The 17,301-nt window shown below is 68.5% G+C and carries 20 protein-coding genes and 1 tRNA gene; 8 read left to right on the plus strand and 13 right to left on the minus strand.

Annotation, left to right across the window (positions count from 1 at the left end; genetic code table 11):
- The first annotated feature begins 4 nt into the window (after positions 1-4).
- On the plus strand, positions 5-1,765 hold the full coding sequence (locus tag G472_RS0104075; RefSeq protein ID WP_029007350.1) for a hypothetical protein: 1,761 nt from the start codon (positions 5-7) through the stop codon (positions 1,763-1,765).
- Here the strand turns inward: G472_RS0104075 and G472_RS38655 are convergent.
- Positions 1,748-1,942 (minus strand): hypothetical protein, encoded by a 195-nt coding sequence (locus G472_RS38655; RefSeq protein WP_156926985.1) that lies wholly within the window; start codon positions 1,940-1,942, stop codon positions 1,748-1,750. The genes G472_RS0104075 and G472_RS38655 overlap by 18 nt on opposite strands.
- 395 nt (positions 1,943-2,337) lie before the next feature.
- On the opposite strand from G472_RS38655, the gene G472_RS0104080 reads away from it, so the two are divergent.
- Genes G472_RS0104080 through G472_RS0104090 form a run of 3 tightly spaced genes read left to right on the plus strand, consistent with a single transcriptional unit; the run spans position 2,338 to position 3,599 of the window.
- Complete coding sequence (locus tag G472_RS0104080; RefSeq protein ID WP_029007351.1) at positions 2,338-2,799, plus strand: hypothetical protein; 462 nt, start codon at positions 2,338-2,340, stop codon at positions 2,797-2,799.
- A complete protein-coding gene (locus G472_RS0104085) occupies positions 2,786-3,202 on the plus strand; it encodes a hypothetical protein (protein ID WP_029007352.1) in 417 nt (138 codons plus the stop codon). Before G472_RS0104080 ends, G472_RS0104085 begins: the two co-directional genes overlap by 14 nt.
- Positions 3,203-3,218: 16 nt before the next feature.
- Positions 3,219-3,599, plus strand: coding sequence for a glyoxalase superfamily protein (locus G472_RS0104090; RefSeq protein WP_029007353.1), 381 nt, complete (start codon positions 3,219-3,221; stop codon positions 3,597-3,599).
- Between the two features lie 7 nt (positions 3,600-3,606).
- On the opposite strand, the gene G472_RS0104095 is transcribed toward G472_RS0104090, so the two are convergent.
- From G472_RS0104095 to G472_RS40780, 9 genes are all read right to left on the minus strand, one after another.
- Entirely contained in the window at positions 3,607-4,197 is a 591-nt protein-coding gene (locus G472_RS0104095) for a helix-turn-helix domain-containing protein (RefSeq protein ID WP_051340387.1), read from the minus strand.
- A 111-nt stretch (positions 4,198-4,308) separates the two neighbouring features.
- Positions 4,309-5,502 carry a hydantoinase/carbamoylase family amidase gene (locus tag G472_RS0104100; protein WP_029007355.1) on the minus strand — a complete coding sequence of 398 codons (1,194 nt, stop codon included), beginning with the start codon at positions 5,500-5,502 and terminating at the stop codon, positions 4,309-4,311.
- Between the two features lie 112 nt (positions 5,503-5,614).
- Positions 5,615-6,685: an arginase family protein gene (locus tag G472_RS0104105; RefSeq protein ID WP_029007356.1), complete on the minus strand. Its 1,071-nt coding sequence runs from the start codon at positions 6,683-6,685 to the stop codon at positions 5,615-5,617.
- A 92-nt stretch (positions 6,686-6,777) separates the two neighbouring features.
- Positions 6,778-7,614, minus strand: coding sequence for a substrate-binding periplasmic protein (locus tag G472_RS0104110; protein WP_029007357.1), 837 nt, complete (start codon positions 7,612-7,614; stop codon positions 6,778-6,780).
- An 11-nt stretch (positions 7,615-7,625) separates the two neighbouring features.
- On the minus strand, positions 7,626-8,381 hold the full coding sequence (locus G472_RS0104115) for an amino acid ABC transporter ATP-binding protein (RefSeq protein ID WP_029007358.1): 756 nt from the start codon (positions 8,379-8,381) through the stop codon (positions 7,626-7,628).
- A 35-nt stretch (positions 8,382-8,416) separates the two neighbouring features.
- Complete coding sequence (locus tag G472_RS0104120) at positions 8,417-9,118, minus strand: amino acid ABC transporter permease (protein WP_084536433.1); 702 nt, start codon at positions 9,116-9,118, stop codon at positions 8,417-8,419.
- 289 nt (positions 9,119-9,407) lie between these two features.
- Positions 9,408-9,566, minus strand: a complete 159-nt coding sequence (locus G472_RS38660) for a hypothetical protein (RefSeq protein ID WP_156926986.1) — start codon at positions 9,564-9,566, stop codon at positions 9,408-9,410.
- 63 nt (positions 9,567-9,629) lie between these two features.
- Positions 9,630-10,334, minus strand: a complete 705-nt coding sequence (locus tag G472_RS0104130; RefSeq protein WP_029007360.1) for an aspartate/glutamate racemase family protein — start codon at positions 10,332-10,334, stop codon at positions 9,630-9,632.
- Between the two features lie 370 nt (positions 10,335-10,704).
- The gene (locus G472_RS40780) at positions 10,705-11,136 is read right to left on the minus strand and encodes a tyrosine-type recombinase/integrase (protein ID WP_169732773.1); all 432 of its coding nucleotides are present in this window, start codon (positions 11,134-11,136) and stop codon (positions 10,705-10,707) included.
- A gap of 768 nt (positions 11,137-11,904) precedes the next feature.
- On the opposite strand from G472_RS40780, the gene G472_RS0104145 reads away from it, so the two are divergent.
- The 4 genes from G472_RS0104145 to G472_RS0104165 all read left to right on the plus strand — a co-directional run bounded on the left by G472_RS0104145 (position 11,905) and on the right by G472_RS0104165 (position 13,978).
- Positions 11,905-12,468 (plus strand): hypothetical protein, encoded by a 564-nt coding sequence (locus tag G472_RS0104145; RefSeq protein WP_029007361.1) that lies wholly within the window; start codon positions 11,905-11,907, stop codon positions 12,466-12,468.
- A 181-nt stretch (positions 12,469-12,649) separates the two neighbouring features.
- The gene (locus tag G472_RS31180; RefSeq protein ID WP_051340390.1) at positions 12,650-13,285 is read left to right on the plus strand and encodes a head maturation protease, ClpP-related; all 636 of its coding nucleotides are present in this window, start codon (positions 12,650-12,652) and stop codon (positions 13,283-13,285) included.
- 45 nt (positions 13,286-13,330) lie between these two features.
- Positions 13,331-13,579, plus strand: a complete 249-nt coding sequence (locus G472_RS0104155) for a hypothetical protein (RefSeq protein ID WP_029007362.1) — start codon at positions 13,331-13,333, stop codon at positions 13,577-13,579.
- A 138-nt stretch (positions 13,580-13,717) separates the two neighbouring features.
- Positions 13,718-13,978, plus strand: coding sequence for a hypothetical protein (locus G472_RS0104165; protein ID WP_029007363.1), 261 nt, complete (start codon positions 13,718-13,720; stop codon positions 13,976-13,978).
- 238 nt (positions 13,979-14,216) lie between these two features.
- On the opposite strand, the gene G472_RS0104170 is transcribed toward G472_RS0104165, so the two are convergent.
- The 3 genes from G472_RS0104170 to G472_RS0104180 form a co-directional block, all read right to left on the minus strand.
- Positions 14,217-14,291 (minus strand) — tRNA-Thr (locus G472_RS0104170).
- An 80-nt stretch (positions 14,292-14,371) separates the two neighbouring features.
- Positions 14,372-16,303, minus strand: a complete 1,932-nt coding sequence (locus G472_RS0104175) for a polysaccharide biosynthesis protein (RefSeq protein WP_029007364.1) — start codon at positions 16,301-16,303, stop codon at positions 14,372-14,374.
- Between the two features lie 37 nt (positions 16,304-16,340).
- Positions 16,341-17,291, minus strand: a complete 951-nt coding sequence (locus G472_RS0104180; protein ID WP_029007365.1) for an NAD-dependent epimerase/dehydratase family protein — start codon at positions 17,289-17,291, stop codon at positions 16,341-16,343.
- Between the last annotated feature and the right edge of the window lie 10 nt (positions 17,292-17,301).

Here is a 17,301-nt window from a genome sequence, read left to right on the forward strand (position 1 = left end):
GACGATGGCCACCCTGCTTCAGGTCTATGCTTCGCTGTTTCCCCATGAGCCGCAACGGCACGCTCCGTTCGGTCGGGCGCCGCTGCTGCCTGCCGACCTGTTCGCCTTCACCGGCCATCTCCTCGAACGGTCCGGTGCCTATCATCACGTGTCCCCCGCCGTGCCGGACCTGCCCGACTCCGGATACCGGAGGATACTGGTGGACGACACCCTCCGCGACCGTGCCACTGCAATCGGCAAGGCATGGCGGACGGGAACGGTGACACCACCCCGGCGTCTTCCCGCCCCTCCGGGTGAGGTTGAGGAGTTGTGGCGCGAACTCGGATGCCACGGGAACGAAGACGTCTACACCGTGCTCGACGACAGGGCCGCGGTGCCGGTGTGGTGGCCGATGTGTCTTGAGCTGATGATGATCGCCGACGAAGCGTCGCTCGGCATCGGCTTCTCCGGCAGCAATCCGTTCTACGCCTTGATGGCGGGCGCGTACATCCGTGAGGACGTGCCCACCGGTGGCGTGTTCCGGCGGGTCCAGCACGCTCCGTTCTCGCTGTCGGCGGCGGCCGAAGACGTGCTGTGCGTCCAGCCGAAGTCGCGCACCCCTTCCACCGGCTGTACGCTGCGATCCCTGACCCACCATCTCGCTCTTCTGCCGCCGCGCGGATTGGTGCGAGCCCGGTGGGTGGTGTCGCCGTTCGATACCGAACCGGGGGCAAACACGAACGGACTTGGCCTTCTGCTGATTCCATTCCCCTACAGAGTTGGCCACGGCGCCTTTCGCCCGGCCGGCAGTGTCGCTGATGCGCATTGGGGCTGGTTCGACACCGATCAGATCTGGCTGCCCGAGAAGGACGACCGGCGCAAGCGCCGCGGCTTCGTTACGTTCGTCCTGGCCCTGATCGAGGAGGCGCGCGCCCGCGGCGAGCGCGTGGATGGCGTTGTGCTGCCGGAACTTGCGTTGGACTACGACCAGTTCCTGCGTCTGGGCCGGGCACTGGCGCGCGACGGCGGCATCGATTTCCTGATCGCCGGCATGTCATGCGACCGCACCGGCCGGTCAGGAAATTTCGTTGCCATCGCTCCATTCTTCCTGCTGGGCGACGAGCGCAAAGGTGCCATCACCGGATGGGAGCCGCTGGTGCTGATCCGTGAGAAACATCATCGCTGGAAGCTCGACCGCGGACAGATCAAGGATTATGGGCTCGATACCCTTGATGGGGGCAAGAATTGGTGGGAAAACATCACCATCCTGAGTCGCAGCCTCGATGTGCTGGTCTATCGCGGCAACACCACATTGACGACTTTGATCTGCGAGGACCTCGCCCGCGTTGATCCGTGCCAGGCAGTGGTCCGCGCCATCGGGCCCAATCTGCTGATCGCCCTGTTGATGGATGGCCCGCAATTTGGCGCCCGCTGGCCGGGGCGCTACGCCACCGTGTTGGCGGACGACCCCGGGACATCGGTCCTCAGCTTTACGTCGTTGGGCCTGATGGCGCGCCAAAACGACATCGGCACATTCGAGCAGGCGAGCAGCATTGCGCTGTGGAAAGACGAGGTGCAGGGGGTCAAGAAACTCGAACTGCCGCGGGAAGCGGATGCGCTGGTCCTGCACCTGAAATCGGTCGGCAAGACCGAACATACGCTGGATGGCCGTTCCGACGGCGGCTCTTCGCACCGGTGGGAGTACGACCATCATGTCGGCGTGACGGCTACGTCCTGCCCGGCGTGGATTCACAGCGGGACCGGCCGCTCAGGCTCCCGACGATGAGGAGGCCGGACGCAGTGTCTTGAAATCTTCACGAGCACGCTTGCGGAAGCGTGCAATCAGCCTCTCCTCCTCCTCGTAGCCGGCGGATGGCTTGGCATTGCCGGCAGCCTCGGTAAGATGCTTCTTCGCCGCACGCGTTTGTGCTGCATAGAGATCTTTGACGTTGGTCATGTTCATCAGACCGATCGGTCCCTCCGTATGCGCACAGACTACCGGCAAAGAAATCTGGGGAGGCAATGCCTCCCTTCAACCCGCTATCGGAGCACGCTTCAGCATAGCATGAGCGCGTGGCGTTTCGAGAGACATAACACGTCCGGCCTTTCGCCGGCGCGGTTTGGCGGACCTTGGGATGCGCCTGCCGGGTGGCGACGCCGGCCGGTTTGCCGGTGCGACAGACCACCTCAACAATGGTCAACGTGCCGGTGGTGAAGAAGGTGGGGGGTGCCTCTCGGTGCCTTTTACGCTTCACCCGCTCGCCCCGTGCCTGAACCGGCCGGACTTCGCCGCACCGACCGGACGTGGTAGACTGCCCGTTCGGCTCCGCAGGAGCGGTGCCGGAAGGAGGGCGCGTCATGGTGCGGTTGCTCACGGTGGCCCTGGCCGGCCTGCTGGCGGTCAGCGCACCCGCTGCGGCGGTGGAGGCGATGAAGCCCGACCGGCCGGAGCGCGACCACATGGGCGGGCTGCTGCGCCCGCCGCCCGACCGGCCGGAACGGCCGCCGCTGCGTCCCCGCTTTGCGCGCGCACAGGTCGTCTACCGCCTGCCCATGGCGATTCCCGAGGTGGCCACGGCCGACCCGACGCTGTCCCGCCTGTGCCGGCTGGGCGCCTTCATCCAGGAGGTCAACGGCTTCTATTGGGCGCGCACGCCGGGGCGCAGCTACGGCGTCGCCTTCTCCGGCGGTGCGAACCTGGTGGATCCGCAGAACCGCCGGCTGCCGGGCAAGGTCTATTTCTTTCAGGACCCCGATGTCCGCTGCACCGTGTGGGTGGCGGACCAGGCGGCGGTCATGGACCATTATGTCGGGCCGTGATGGCGGCCGGCGGCCGGGGACGGGGCGGGCGGTCCTGATCCTCGCGGCGCTGCTGGCGTCCCTCCCCGCCGCGGCGTCCGGACCGGGGAGCGGGGCGCAGCCCGAGCGGCCCGCGGCGGTACGCGTGCAGGGGCCGCCGGTGCTCCAGCTCTGCCGCGACTGGCTGATGTGGGAAAGCTGCCGGCACTACGGCCGCGGGATCGCCATCCCCGACGTGATCCGGGTCGGCGACACGTTCATCGTGGCCTTCGCCTCCAACGTCAAGCGCATCCGCTTCACCGTGGCGGACATCCTGTACACCGGGGGCGAGTGCCATCTCATCCGCGGCTCCGCCCCCCGCGTGACTCCGCCCGACCGCGCCATGGACATGCTGATCGTCCGGGACTGTGTGCCGGTGGAATGAAGGGAACACGTGCCCCATGACCCCCCGCTTCGAAGGCGCCGTGCCGATCCTGCGGATCTTCTCCGTGGAGAAGGCGAAGGAGTTCTACGTCGGCTTCCTCGGCTTCACCGTCGATTGGGAGCACCGTTTCGACGCGACCGCGCCGGTCTACCTCCGGGTGTCGCGCGGCACGCTGGTGCTGCACCTCAGCGAACACCACGGGGATGCCTGCCCCGGCTCCACCGTCTTCGTTCCCATGACCGGCCTGGCGGACTTCCACCGGGAGATCGCGGCGACCGGTTACCCCTACATGCGCCCGGGCATCGAACGCGCCCCCTGGAACGCCGACGTCATGGAGGTGACCGATCCCTTCGGCAACCGCCTGCGGTTCAGCGAGGACCGCGGCGGCGCGGCGTAGCTGCCGCCTAGAAGGTGGGCGGCGAGTTCAGCCAGAGCACCGCGGCCGGGACGTCCCCGGGGTTGGCGTAGCCGTGCGGGATCACCGAGGCGAAGAAGGCGGAATCCCCGGCTTCCATGCGCGTGGTCTCCTCGCCCAGGATCAGATCGATCGTTCCCGACAGCACGTAGATGAACTCCTCGCCGGGATGGGTGATGCAGCCGTCGGAGCGGCCGCCCACCGCGACATGGTGGATGTTCACCTGGAAGGAGCTGCCCGGGGCGAAGATGGACAGCGCTTCCAGTTGCACGCCGTCGCGGCCGCGCAGCAGGTTGTCGGAGAGGATCGGGCGGTCCCCCTTGCGCACGACGGTGGCCGGCTGCGCGCGCGCGGTGGGCAGCAGGTTGCCGATGTTGGTGTCGAGGGCCGTGGCGATCCGGTGCAGGGTGTTGAGCGACGGCCGCGCCTTACCCTTTTCGATCTTGGACAGCAGGGCGATCGAACAGTCGCAGCTCTTCGCCAGGCTCGACAGGGTCAGGTGCCGCGACACGCGCAGCTCATGCAGCCGCTTGCCGAGATTCTCCGACAGCAACTCGTCCTGCGTCATCCCCGCCACCATGACTCCCTTCGATGTTCCGGGGGATCGCCGGCGCCGGCCGGCCCCCCACGCCTCATCCTACTCTGCCGGACCACCCTCCGCCACCGCCGCGCGTGGCGGCGCCGGGCCGTATCACAGGGTGTCGGCGCAGGCGAAGACGGCGTGCGCCAGCACCCGTGCCCCCAGCACGATGTCCTCGGGCCGGGTGTCTTCCACCGGAGTGTGGCTGCGGCCGCCGACGCTCGGCACGAACAGCATGGCCGAGGGCACGCGGCGGGCGAGCACCATGGCGTCGTGGATCGCCCCGCTCGGCAGCGGCATGGCCGGGGCGCCGAGTGCCGCGGCACCGGCGGCCACGAGCGCCTGCAATCCGGGGTCGAGCGACACCGGCGGCAGCCGCCCCATCTCCTCCAGCGTGACGCGCACGCCCAGCTCCCCGTCGGTTTCGGCGACCAGTGCCGCCAGGGCGTCGCTCAGGGCGTCCAGAGCGGCGGGGTCGAGGTCGCGGATCTCCAGCAGAAGCTCGGCCCGTTCGGTGACCACGTTCACCGCGCCGGGCTCCAGCGCCACCTTGCCCAGGTTCCACACGCTGTCCGCCGAGCCGGCCCGGCGGAAACGCGCGTCGCAGGCGTCGGCAAAGCGGTAGAGCAGGCGGGCGGCGTCCCGGCGCAGCGCGATCGGCGTCGTGCCCGCGTGGTCGGCCCGGCCGGCGAAACGCACGGCGTAGCGGCGCATGCCGAAGATGCCGGTGACCAGCCCGATCGACCGGCCGGCCGCCTCCAGCCGCGGCCCCTGCTCGATGTGCGCCTCGAAGAAGGCGCGGTGCCGCGCCGGGTCGAGCCGCGCCGGCCCGACCTCCGGCAGGCCGGCCGCGGCGGCGGCCGCCGCGAATCCGGCGGGCAGCGCCGTCAGTTCACCGCAGAAGGAGCGGCTGCCCAGACAGCTCAGGAAACGCCCCTCCTCGTCGGAGAAGTCGACGAGGTCGATGCCCACCGGCGCGCCGGGGTGGGCCGCCGCCCGGGCGCGGGCGATCTCCAGCCCGTAGGCGAGGCCGAGCGTGCCGTCCAGCCAGCCGCCGGTGGGCACGCTGTCGGAATGGGACCCGATGAGCACCGTCCGTTCGACCCCGCGGGCGGCGCCGTAGAGGTTGCCCACCGCGTCGAGGGTCACCGCGAGGCCGATCGCCTCCATCTCGCCGGCCAGCCAGCGTCGGGCGGCCAGATCCGCCGCCGAGAGCGCGGGGCGGCACACGCCGGTCCCCGACGCACCGAACCCCGCCAGGGTCCGCAGGGTCGCCAGCACGGCGTCGCCGTTGACGTCAATCATCGCTCGGTCATCCCCGGCCCGATCCGCCGCCGGCAGCGGCGGCGGATCGGGCCGCAAAAGTCAGGGGTACGGGGAAGGGGGGCGCGGCGGGCGGTGGCCACCCGCCGGGCGGTCACGCACCGGTGCGGCCGGCCTTGCGCATGGCGAGCCCCGCGAGGAAGTAGGTCACGGCATAGACGATGACCCGGTACATGATCGCCGATCCGGGCGGGATGCACAGGAACGACAACCCGTCGCAACCGCGCTTGCCCACCTCGTGGGCGATGCGGATCGCCTCGTAGTCGGTCATGCCGATGGGCTCGGCCAGTTCCCCCAGCACGTCGCCCTCGGTCGGGCCGGCGCCGCCCAGCACGTCCATGTCGAAATGGGCGTAGACGCCGGCGGTGCCGTCGTAGGCGTGGCGCAGGTTGTCGATCACGCCCTGGATGCCGAGTTCGGTGCGGATCTTCCACATCGGCATGAAGCAGGCGCCGTTGCGCAGATAGTGGCGGACGATCTCCGGGTTCTCCAGCATGCCCCGTTCGCCGATCTCCACCAGGTTGCGGATGGCGTAGCCGGGGCAGTCGCGGAACAGCTTGTCCTTCCAGTTGGTCGAGCCGGCGATGTGCTCGTTCATGGTGGCCCAGTCGTAGGGCCAGCAGTCCCAGTGGGTGTCGAGGCTGATCATGCCGACCGGCCCCTTCACGTGCTCGGCCACCGGCCGGCCGATGGCGTAGGAGGCGCAGGGCGAGTTCTGGCCGATGACGATGGGGACGGCCCCGGCGGCCAGGGCCGCCCTGACCTTGCGCTCCACCCCCTCCTGGGCCTCCAGGATGCGCTCGACCGTGCCCTCGTAGCTCGCCTCGACGGGGATGTCCACGTCACCGTAGTCGACCACCTTCAGATGCTCGAAGATGTCGAGGTCGAAGTCCTGGACATAGCCGCCGCGGTAGCGGATCGACTGCTGGCGGACGCGCACCGTGGCGGCCAGCCATTCCGCCTTGTCGACGCCGCTGTACTTGGTGCCCCAGCCGGCGGCGAAGGGCGCGCCGATGATCACGGCGTCGGCCCCGGCGAGATCCTCGTCCCGGATGGCGTAGGGAACACCGAGGAAGGTGGGCATGTCCGCCTTGATGCGCGGAAAATGGGTCGTGCGCCAGGTTTTGCCGGCGAGGGTTTCCTGCCAGCTCGGGTAGTGCGGCATGGACTGCGGTGTCCTTCAGGGGGAATGGGGAAGGGTGGCGGAGAGGGCGGCGGCCCGGGGTAACGGGCGGGCCGGCGGCCCTCCCGGCCCGATCAGGGGGCCTGCTTGGGGAATTCCCGCAGGTTGGGCTCGTTCACGTAGCGGCCGCCCGTGATGTACTTCGCGGCGATCATGTCCCACTGGCCGGACGTCAGCAGATTGTCGAGCGCGACGTTGAGGACCGATTGCAGTTCGCTGTTGCCCTTGCGCACGGTCCAGGCGATCGGCAGGAAGTTCACCGGACGGTCGGTGAACAGCATCTTCACGCCCGGCTGCTGCTCGGTGAAGCGGGTGGCGGTGAAGAGGTCTTCAAAGCTGGCATCGGCGCGGCCGGCCGCCACCTCCATGAAGCCCGCGGTCAGGTTGCCGCCGGCCAGCGAGGTCATCCGGGCGTTGGGAATGGTGCGGCGCACGAAGTCTTCGGCGGCGGTGCCCTGGACCACGGCGATGCGGACGTCCGGCTTGTTCATGTCGGCCAGCGAGGCGAAGCGCTCCTCGTCACTCTTCACCACGGCGACGCTGCCGAGATAGAAGATCGGCCGGGTGAAGTCGACGACGGTGGCGCGCTTGACGGTGGCGAAGGTCGCGCCGATGGACATGTCGAACTGGCCGGCCTGGAGTCCGGCGACGAAGTTCGCCCAGGTCGTCTCCACGAAGACCGGGCGAACCCCCATCTGCTCGGCGATGCTCCGCGCCGCATCCACGTAGAACCCGGTCAGCTCGCCGGTCTTGGGGTCCTTGGCGGTGCCGGGCGGCGACGGGATGTAGCCGATCTTCAGCTCGCCCTGGCGGAGAATCGCCTCCACCTCGCCGGCGGCCCGGGCCAATCCCGTAAACGCCACCAGGGTACCAACCAGCAACGTGAAGAGAAGCGTGCGCATAACGGACATGGTCAGCCTCATCAATGCAGGACACGGGCGAGGAACTCTCGGGTCCTCGCGTTGTCCGGGTTGGTGAAAATCTTGCCGGGTGGCCCCTCTTCGACAATCCGGCCGCCTTCCATGAAGACGACCCGGCTCGCGACGTCGCGCGCGAAGCTCATTTCGTGGGTGACGATCACCATGGTCATGCCCTCGGCCGCCAGCTCGCGCATGGTGGTGAGCACTTCGCCGACCAGCTCCGGGTCGAGCGCCGAGGTGGGTTCGTCGAACAGCATCAGCCGGGGCCGCATGGCCAGCGCGCGGGCGATGGCGGCGCGCTGCTGCTGGCCGCCCGACAGCTTGGTCGGCCGGACGTCGCGCTTGTCGGCGAGCCCGACCTTGGCGAGAAGGCGTTCGGCGTCGCGCACGGCCTCGTCGCGGGCGACGCCCCGGACCCGGATCGGCCCCTCGATGACGTTCTGCAACGTCGTCATGTGGGGAAACAGGTTGAAGTTCTGGAACACCATGCCGATCTCGGCGCGGATGCGGTTGGTCTCCCGCTCGGTGGCCGGCCGCCGCCGGCCGCCGGCCTCGACATAGCCGACGAGTTGCCCGCCGAAGCGGACCTCGCCCTCGTCGTACCGTTCCAGGAAGTTGATGCATTTGAGGAGCGTGCTCTTGCCCGAGCCGCTCGGCCCGATGATGGCCAGGACGTCGTGCGGCTGCACGTCGAGGTCGATGCCGCTCAGGACACGGGCGCTGCCGTAGCTCTTCCCGAGGTTGGTGATGCGCAGCATGAATGGAACTCCGGCGGTGGAGGGCGCGGGATCGGTCAGGCGCGCATCTTCAGGCGCCGTTCCAGGCGCTGCGACAACCAGATCCAGGGGTAGGTGATGATGAAGAAGAAGATCGCGAGGAACGTGTAGATTTCCAAAGGTCTGTACGTTGTCGCGATCAGATTGTTCGATTCCTGCAGAAGCTCGTAGACGGCAATCGTCGATCCGAGCGTCGTCAGCTTCATCAAGTTGGCGAATTCGTTGATCAGGGGCGGGATCATCTTCTGGCCGGCCTGGGGCAGGATGATCCGGCGAAGCGCCGTAAAGTGGTTCATGCCGATGGACTTGGCGGCAAGGAACTGGCCCGTGTCCACGGCGTTGATGCCCGCCCGGACGATCTCCGAGATGTAGGCCCCGGAATGGATGCCCAGCGCGACGATGATGGAGGTCATGGCGCTGAGTTGGACCCCGAAGATGATCGGAAAACAGTAGTAGAGCCAGACGATCTGGACCAGCGCCGGCGTTGCCCGGATCAGTTCCACATATATAGATGTTACGACGCGGACGGCAGTACCGGCGGATTCACGGCTGACGCCGACCAACAAACCAATGAATAAACCAATTATAGACGACAATAACGTAATCTGAAGCGTGGTCACAGCCCCGCGCGCAAAGATCGGCCAATACTCTAGTACTATGGCAAATTGCCATTGGTATTGCATCGAGTGCAGTCCCTGTTCATGGCCTGGATTTGCCATCCGGCCTCATTTTGAATGGCTTTCAAAATGCGGGATCAGCAGGGGTCTGTCAATGGGGTTTCTCCGCGGGCGCAGCCGTCGCCGGCGGTCGCGTGCGGTGGGCGTCGGCTGCGGTTGCGCGATCCTGCAACCGGGGGCCGTTCAGCAAGGAGTGTGGCGGTGAAACGCTGCGTCAAACCGACGGCATCAGAATGATGCCGTCGGTCTGCCCCTATCAATCAATGCAGAGCATTGATCTGTCGGGTTTCACGGCCGGAAACCAATGGAACGGATCCTTTTTCCGGCCGTATCAGAACAGGCCGATCGCATCGAACACCGGCACGTCGAGGGACGGGGACTGCACCCCCGGCTGATAGGGGGCGGCGTCCGGTCGCGTGGCGGTGTGGTTGGCGGCACAGGCGGACAGGAGAAACAGTGCCAGCGCGGCGACGTGGATGCGGATCGACATGGCCTGTGCCCTTTCATGAGCGGCTGCGGGGTGCTACCGCCACTCAACAGGGGCGCGGCCGTTTCAGCGCGGCACGGCCCGGCGCAGCGCCGCCCGCGCCAGCAGGCGGGTGGAATCGAGCGTCGGCAGGGGGGAGTTGGAGTCGTCGATGATCAGCGGGATCTCGGTGCAGCCCAGCACGACGGCGTCGCAGCCCGCCTCCTTCATCCGGCCGATGATCTCCCGGAAGCGGGCGACGGCTGCGGGCATGAACACGCCATAGACCAGTTCGTCCATGATGATGCGGTTGATGGCGTCGCGTTCGTGTTCGGCCGGACGCACGCACTCCAGCCCGCACGCCGCCAGCGCGTCGGGGTAGACGGGGCCGTCGACCAGCCAGCGCGTCCCGGTGATGCCGAGCCGGCGGAACCCGCGCGCCGCCGCCTCGGCCGCGACGACCTCCGCGATGTGGAGCCAGGGCAGGGGGGAGCGGTGCAGGACGAGCGGCAGGGCCCGGTGGATGGTGTTGTCCGGGCAGATCAGGAAGTCCGCCCCGGCACCGGCCAGCTTGTCCGCCGAGACCAGCATCAGGTCGGCCACCCCCTGCCAGTCGCCGCGGTCCAGGCACGCCACGTACGCCGACAGGGGCAGGGAGTGCAGCGATACCTCGGGATGCGCGTGGGGGCCCAGCAGCGCCGCGCCTTCCGCACACACCGTGCGATAGCACAACGCCGCCCCTTCGGCGGAACAGGCGACGATGCCGACGTGTCCTGCGGTGTCCCCGGTCATGGGCGCATTCCTGTTGGGTGTACGAACGATATCCGTTGTGCCACTCCCGCCGCGAGGCGGCAACCCCGCTTGGTCGCCCCCGGATCCACAGGGTTCCGGAATGGAAAACGGCCACCCCGGCGCAGGTCCGGGGTGGCCATCAAGGTGTATTCGCTGCATGCGAATCATTTATCGTCGGCAACGGGAGGTATAAGGATTCGGAAGGCGATCCGCAACCATTAATCGTTTTATCGGGTGCGGTCCGGGGCCCCGCCGGTTCATCGGACTCCCGGCGCGGCATTTGCGACACACACCGGCACCAGATGGCGCATGGTCACGACAAAGAAACGCCCGAAGTGGTCCCGGCGATGACGCTTGCGTGAATGATGGATCAGGGGAAGGTGCCGGAAGAAGATCCGGCGAAGCCCGCGAGGAAGGATGGTGTTGCCGGAGAGGATTGAACTCTCGATCTCTCCCTTACCAGGGGGCGATGGTCCGGGTGGTGGTGGGCGTAGAGTTCGGTTATCCGCGACTCCGGATGCCCGAGGATGCCGCTGATCCGGCACAGCGGGACCCCTTTGCCGGCCATCCGCATCGCAGCCGTATGCCGCAGCGCATGAGGGGTGCAATCCGGGATGCCGGTACGGCCAGCGGCGGAGTTGAGCCCCGTCTCTATGGTTCCGATCGGCTCGCCGTGGCAGGCAACAGCATGCGCGCAGATGGCCCGGCGGTGGGTGCGCTGTATCTTCCCGCCGTCGGCGACATCGACCTCGTGTGAGGGAGGGGATCGGACAACCCGCAGGATACCGTACGGCCCGGCCAAGATCGAACAGTGGCACCCGAAGGTGCCGGACGATCTTCAGGGGCCGCTGAGCCGGATGAGCGTTGCTCTGCGCTCGGGCAACCGAACCAAGCTGGGACAGGACACGCACCACGCCGTGGTGCGGCACGCGCATCACAAGTCGGCGGCCGCTTCCCTGGCGGCAAAAAGGCGCCGTAGTTCGTCGCTCATCCGGGACCGGCCCCGCTCCCTCAGGGTGCCGTCAGCGAGAACGGTATAGAACACCTCGTCCGCCCCATCCCGAAGAAGCAGGAACCGAGACGCCTCCTGTCATGACCTTCCTGAATCAGGTCGGCGTCGCGGACGTCGGACAGATGCATGGTTTCCTCCGATGTATGCTTGCCATTATAGCATGGCGGAGGCCGGGTCGCGTCGACTATACTTTTCGAATCGGTTTTTTGCGATACACTTATTGTCTCGGAAACCAGGGGGCCACACTCCGCTCAGCAGGATCGTGCCAACCGCGCCAACGATCGGCGCCACGACCCGGTCGACAAGCCCGCCCCCTCCGCGAACGCCGCCGCGATGTAGAGACCCTACCCCTTCGGGGTGTGCACGAACACATGTACCAGGCCGAGCTGCATGCCGCGGGCGGCGCCGATCGGCGCCAACGTGCGCAGCATGGCCGGACCGCCGACGATGCGCACCGGCGCCCGTGGCCGCGGGGGATCGGGCCGCACGAACGGTTCGCGGTAAAATGTCAGATCTGAGGCAGGCAACACCGTCGCCCACCGCGGCGACGACGTTGAGATGATCGACGCGCAACGTGCGGCCGACGCCGAGCGCGAGCGCGCTCTGAAGATTGGGCCTGCCAAGCAGGACCATGTCGGTCAGGAGTTGCCGCTGCAGGTGGAGGCTGCCTCCGACCCTTTTGACCGGTGGATGGCCTACGATCCCGCGCAGCGGCGTGGGCCCGATGGGCGCTGGATCACCGGCGGTTTCAAGGTGGGCCCGCTGAACGTCGGGGTGCTCGCCGATCTGCTCGGGATCAAGCTCCGGGCGGGCAACGCGGTCGTGCCCAAGCCCGACCATGATAAATTGGCGACTAAGCACCGGAAGGAATACGTCCTGCTCAAGGGTAACCTGAAGAAGTGCCACAGCCGGCCCCACTACGTCGGGCACCACCCGCGCCACCCCGACAAGGTGGATTTCGTCCTGAGGGTCAAGGGCCTGCCTGGGAACGACGTCGCCATCCAGGTGCCTGTTGCCGTCACGCCCGATCGGAAGGGCAATTACCTCGTGGTGTCCGGGTTCGCCATCAACCAGTCCCGCCTCGATACCCTGCTCGCGGGCGGTCATCTGAAGAAGGTGTGACAGCAAAAAGGCCCGCCGAAGCGAGCCTTTTTGCGCCTGAGCCGTGCCCCATTACGGATCCCTTGGGGAACCGAAGCTCCTTAATCGTACCTCCCGAAGGAGGCGTGACGGGCGGGCCTTCCGTCCTCAACAGGCCCACTTAGGATAGGCCCTTGCCTCTCCAATTTCAAGGAAACGACACATGGCTGTGATCGTCAACGGCACCGAAATCCTGCTGACCGGGACGGTCGGGGGCGACCCCTGGTGGGACGGCGAGGTGTTCTCGCAGTCCGACTTGATCAACGCGCTGGCGCAGGTCGGGCGCAACACCGACGTGACCGTGCGCGTGAACAGCGGCGGGGGCATTGCGACCGAAGGGGCGGCGCTTCATTCCGCCTTCGTGGCGCACAAGGGTAAGGTGCACATGGTGGTCGAGGGATGGGCCGCCAGTGCCGCCAGCCTCTTCATCATGGCCGGGGACACCATCACCATGCGCCCCGGCGCCCTGCTGATGATCCACGATCCGTCTGCCCGGGCCTGGGGAACGTCCGAGGAACACCGCCGGGTCGCCGGCGCCCTCGACGTCATGGGCAACGTCTACGCCCAGGTCTACTCCGACCGCTGCGGCAAGAGCCCCGAGGAGGTGCGCGAAATGATGCGCACCGAGACGTGGCTCGGTCCGGCCGAAGCCGTCGCCCAGGGGGTTGCGGACGATGCCGAGCCCGACGGTGCCGATGCCGCTGAGCCGCTCGCCTTTTCCCGGTTCCGGGCCTACGCCCAAGCGCCCGAGCGGATCGTGGCGCTTGCGAAATCGCGCGTGTGGGGAGCCCGCGCTTAGCCGGCGCCCGCCCCCGAGGCGGACACTCCGGCCGACGCCGTTGCGGTGGTCGAGGCCTGCGCCAATGCCGGCTTCGCCATGCTGACCGCCGGCCTGCGATACCCTGCGCGCTCCGAACATGAAGAGCAGCCTCGTGCAGTTCGTGGCTGCCAGGGCGACATGCAGGTCGCCCGCAACATGGCCACTGGCGCCGCCGCGGCTCGGGACGAGGCCATCGTCACAGACACCACCCGCCAGCCGACGGTGCCCGTCGCCCCTGGGTGGAGCGCGGCCGTCGCCAAGCTCAAGAAGTAATCCTCGCTACAGGAGAGCCAGACAATGGCAACGCTTACCGAAATCCTGCCCCATGCCGGTGCAGGCTGATGCGCGCGTCGTCGCCGCGCTGAAGCCGCGGGCCAAGCTCGACTTGCAATCCGTCGAGGAGCTGAACCGATGGTACGCGCGCTGATCCTGTGCGCCCTGCTGGCCGGCTGCGCCGGTGCCGGGCCCGTCGAAGTCAAGGTGCCGGTCCCGGTGCGCGTTCAACCGCCGGCGGAGCTGTTGGTGCCGATTGCTGACCCGGATGCCGTCTTCGTGCCGCCCAACACCGAGGGCGTCGTCGCGTGCGTCGCACCGGCCGGACGCGATGCGCTGGTCGGCTACGTCGATCTGCTCCGGCAGCGCGTCCAGGCATGGGAGGCGTGGGCGGCGTGACAGCTTCCGCCCTGAGCAACCCAACTCACTGCCCGGCCCGCCGCCAGCCCGCCGCTTCGGGACGGGGAGGGAAGGGCGCGTCAAGTCGGGGCCGCTCCTGGATAGCGCCAACGGACGTTGAAGCACGCACATGCGAAAACGGCCGGAAATCCCGTGGATAACCGGCGTATCGGTCGGATAACGGTCGAAACTCGGGAAGTCGCGTTGCCGGCCTCAGCCGCAAACCCACTGTTTTTGATGGTGCTGCCGGAGAGGATTGAACTCTCGACCTCTCCCTTACCAAGGGAGTGCTCTACCACTGAGCTACGGCAGCCCCGTCGTGGGGTGGGCGGGTATATGCCACAGGGTTCCGGCCGGTGCAAGCCCCATGGACGGAAAAAATGCAGGCGTGCGTCATGCCTGGGCATCGGCCCGCGCATTGCCCGCTTCGGCCCCGTAATCGGGCACGATGTTCGCCAGGATGGTCAGGACACGCCGGGTGTCGCCGGCGCGGGCGGCGGATTCCAGCTCGCCCAGCGCGCGGTTGACCAGGGCGTAGTCGATGACCCGCGGCGACGCCAGGAACACGCCGTCCGCCTCGGTGCGGGTCGGTGCCTCGGCGGCGGACAGGATCTCCTCGAACAGCTTTTCGCCGGGGCGCAGGCCGGTGAACGCAATGGCGATGTCCTGGTCGGGGCGCAGGCCGGCCAGGCGGATCATCTGGCGCGCCAGATCGACGATCTTCACCGGTTCGCCCATGTCCAGCACCAGCACCTTGCCACGCCCGTCGGGGTGGGTGACGCCGTGGGCGGATGCCTGGAGCACCAGTTCCACCGCCTCGCGCACGGTCATGAAATAACGCCGCATCTCCGGGTGCGTCACGGTCAGCGGCCCGCCACGGGCGAGCTGACGCCGGAACAGCGGCACCACCGAACCGGATGAGCCCAGCACGTTGCCGAAGCGCACGGTCATGAAGCGGGTCGGCGTCTGCGACGGGTCGGGCGGCGGCAGCACGTCCAGCGCCTGGCAATAGCTCTCGGCAAAGCGCTTGGTGGCGCCCATGGCGGAGGTGGGGCGGATCGCCTTGTCGGTGGACACGAAGACCATGGCCAGGCAACCGGCGGCGCGCGCCGCGTCGGCGACGTTGCGGGTGCCCACCACGTTGGTCAGCGCCCCTTCCGCCGGGTTCGCCTCGACCAGCGGCACATGCTTCAGCGCGGCGGCGTGGAAGGCCAGCGCGGGCCGGTGCTCCTGGAACAGGCGGGCGATGCGCTCGCGGTCGCGCACGTCGGCCAGCACCGTGTGCAGGGCCAGTCCGGGGTGCTGCTCGCGGATCTCCTGGTCGATGGTGTAGAGGTTGAACTCCCCGCAATCGACCAGAACCAGAGTGTCCGGTTCCAGGGCGGCGATCTGGCGCACCAGCTCGCTGCCGATGGTGCCGCCGGCACCGGTGACGATGACCCGCCGGCCGGCGATCAGCCCGGCGATGGCGCCGCGGTCCAGCACCGCCTGCGGACGCCCCAGCAGGTCCTCCAGGGCGATCGGGCGCACCTCCACCTTGCCCTCGTCCAGGGCCGACTTGAACTCGGTCAGGCTGGGCAGGCGCGACAGGGTGAGGCCCAGGGAACCGGCGCGGTCCAGCAGGTCGCGCACCGGCGCCCCGCGGATCTCCCCCTGTTCCTTGGTCAGGATCAGGCGCTGCGGCCGGCAGCCGCGGCGGTCGAGGGCGGCCACGATGTCCGCCAGGTCGTCGGAGCCGCCTAGCACCGGCACGCCGCGCACGGACTGGCCGACGCGCCGGTTCTTGTCGTCGATCAGGCCGACCACCCGGTAGGGGGCGTGCCCGCCGCCGCCCTGGGAGCGGATGAACAGCTCCGCCGCGTCGCCCACCCCCAGCAGCAGAACCGGGATCTGCGGCACGCCGCCGATCTCGTCGCTCAGCCCCAGGCGGCGGTCCTTCAGCAGACGATAGGCGAAGCGCGGGCCCCCCAGCAGGACGAGCTGGACGAACCACAGGATCAGCGGCACCGAGCGCGGCAGGTCCTGCAGGCGCGTCAGCAGGAACATGGCCAGCACGAAGATCAGCACCGCCGCCGACACCGCGCGCAGCAACTGCACCAGATCGGGCATGGAGGCGTAGCGCCAGATGCCGCGGTACAGGCCGAACAGGCGGAACACCACCGCCGACACCACCATCATCAGCGGTGCCCCCAGGGCCAGCGCCTCGGCATAGTCGGTGAAGGCGAGGCCGCCGACCCGCAAATACAGCGCGACGACGAAGGCCACGCCCGTCATCAGCAGATCGTGGGCGTAGACGACGAACGCCCGCGGGGACGGGATGCGCATCATGGGACAACCTGGCAAAAGCGGTACCGGCCGGGGCTCAGCCGCGGCAAGATTTGAACCATTCGGCGGTGGCGCGCAAGCCGTAGGCGGTGTTGCGCGGCGGTCGCCACAGCAGGGTGCGGTGGATCAGGTGGTCCTCGACCACCAGCGAGCCGGCCACCCGGTCATAGGCGGCGCGCTTGCCGGCCAGGCGGGCGCCCAGCCGCAGCAGGTCGGGCGACACCGCGATCAGGCGCGGCTTCACCCCCATCTCCCGCGCCAGCCCGCGCACCAGGTCGGGCGTCGACATGGGGAAGCTGTCGTGCAGCAGGAAGGCGTGGCCGGCGGCGTCCGGGTGCACCAGCGCCAGGGCGATCGCGTCGGCCAGGTTCTCCACGAACAGCAGGCTGCGGCGGTTCTCCACCTTGCCCACCGGCAGCGGCACGCGGCGGCGGATCAACTCCATCAGGGTGCGGAAGTTGCCGCCGACCCCCGGCCCGTAGACCAGGGGCGGGCGCAGCACCACCGTCTCCATCCCCGTGCGCGAGCCCACGGCGGCCAGCGCCTGCTCCGCCTCCAGCTTGGAGATGCCGTAGGGCGAACCGGGGCGCGGCGTGTCCCGCTCGGCCACCGGGGCCGGGCGGCTCTCGTCGGTCACCGCCTTGATCGAGCTGACCAGCACGAACCGCCGCACCCCCGCGGCCGCGGCCGCCTCGGCCAGGCGGCGGGTGCCCTCGGTGTTGACCTGCCGGAACGCCGCTAGCGGGTCCTTCGCCCGGTCGCGCATCACGTGCACCCGTGCCGCCAGGTGGACGACCGCCTCGGCGCCGCGCAGGGCCGCCGCCCAATCGGTGTCCGGCCCGATCTCCCCCACCGCCGCCGTGGCGGCGCCGGGGACGGTGGCGTCGGGCCGCCGCACGGCGGCGCGCACCTCGTGCCCGCGCTCCGCCAGCAGCGGCACCAGGGTGCGGCCGACGAAGCCGGTGGCGCCGGTGACGAGGATCTTCATCGCGCCGTTC

This window comes from Azospirillum halopraeferens DSM 3675 (genome assembly GCF_000429625.1).
Lineage (GTDB): Bacteria > Pseudomonadota > Alphaproteobacteria > Azospirillales > Azospirillaceae > Azospirillum > Azospirillum halopraeferens.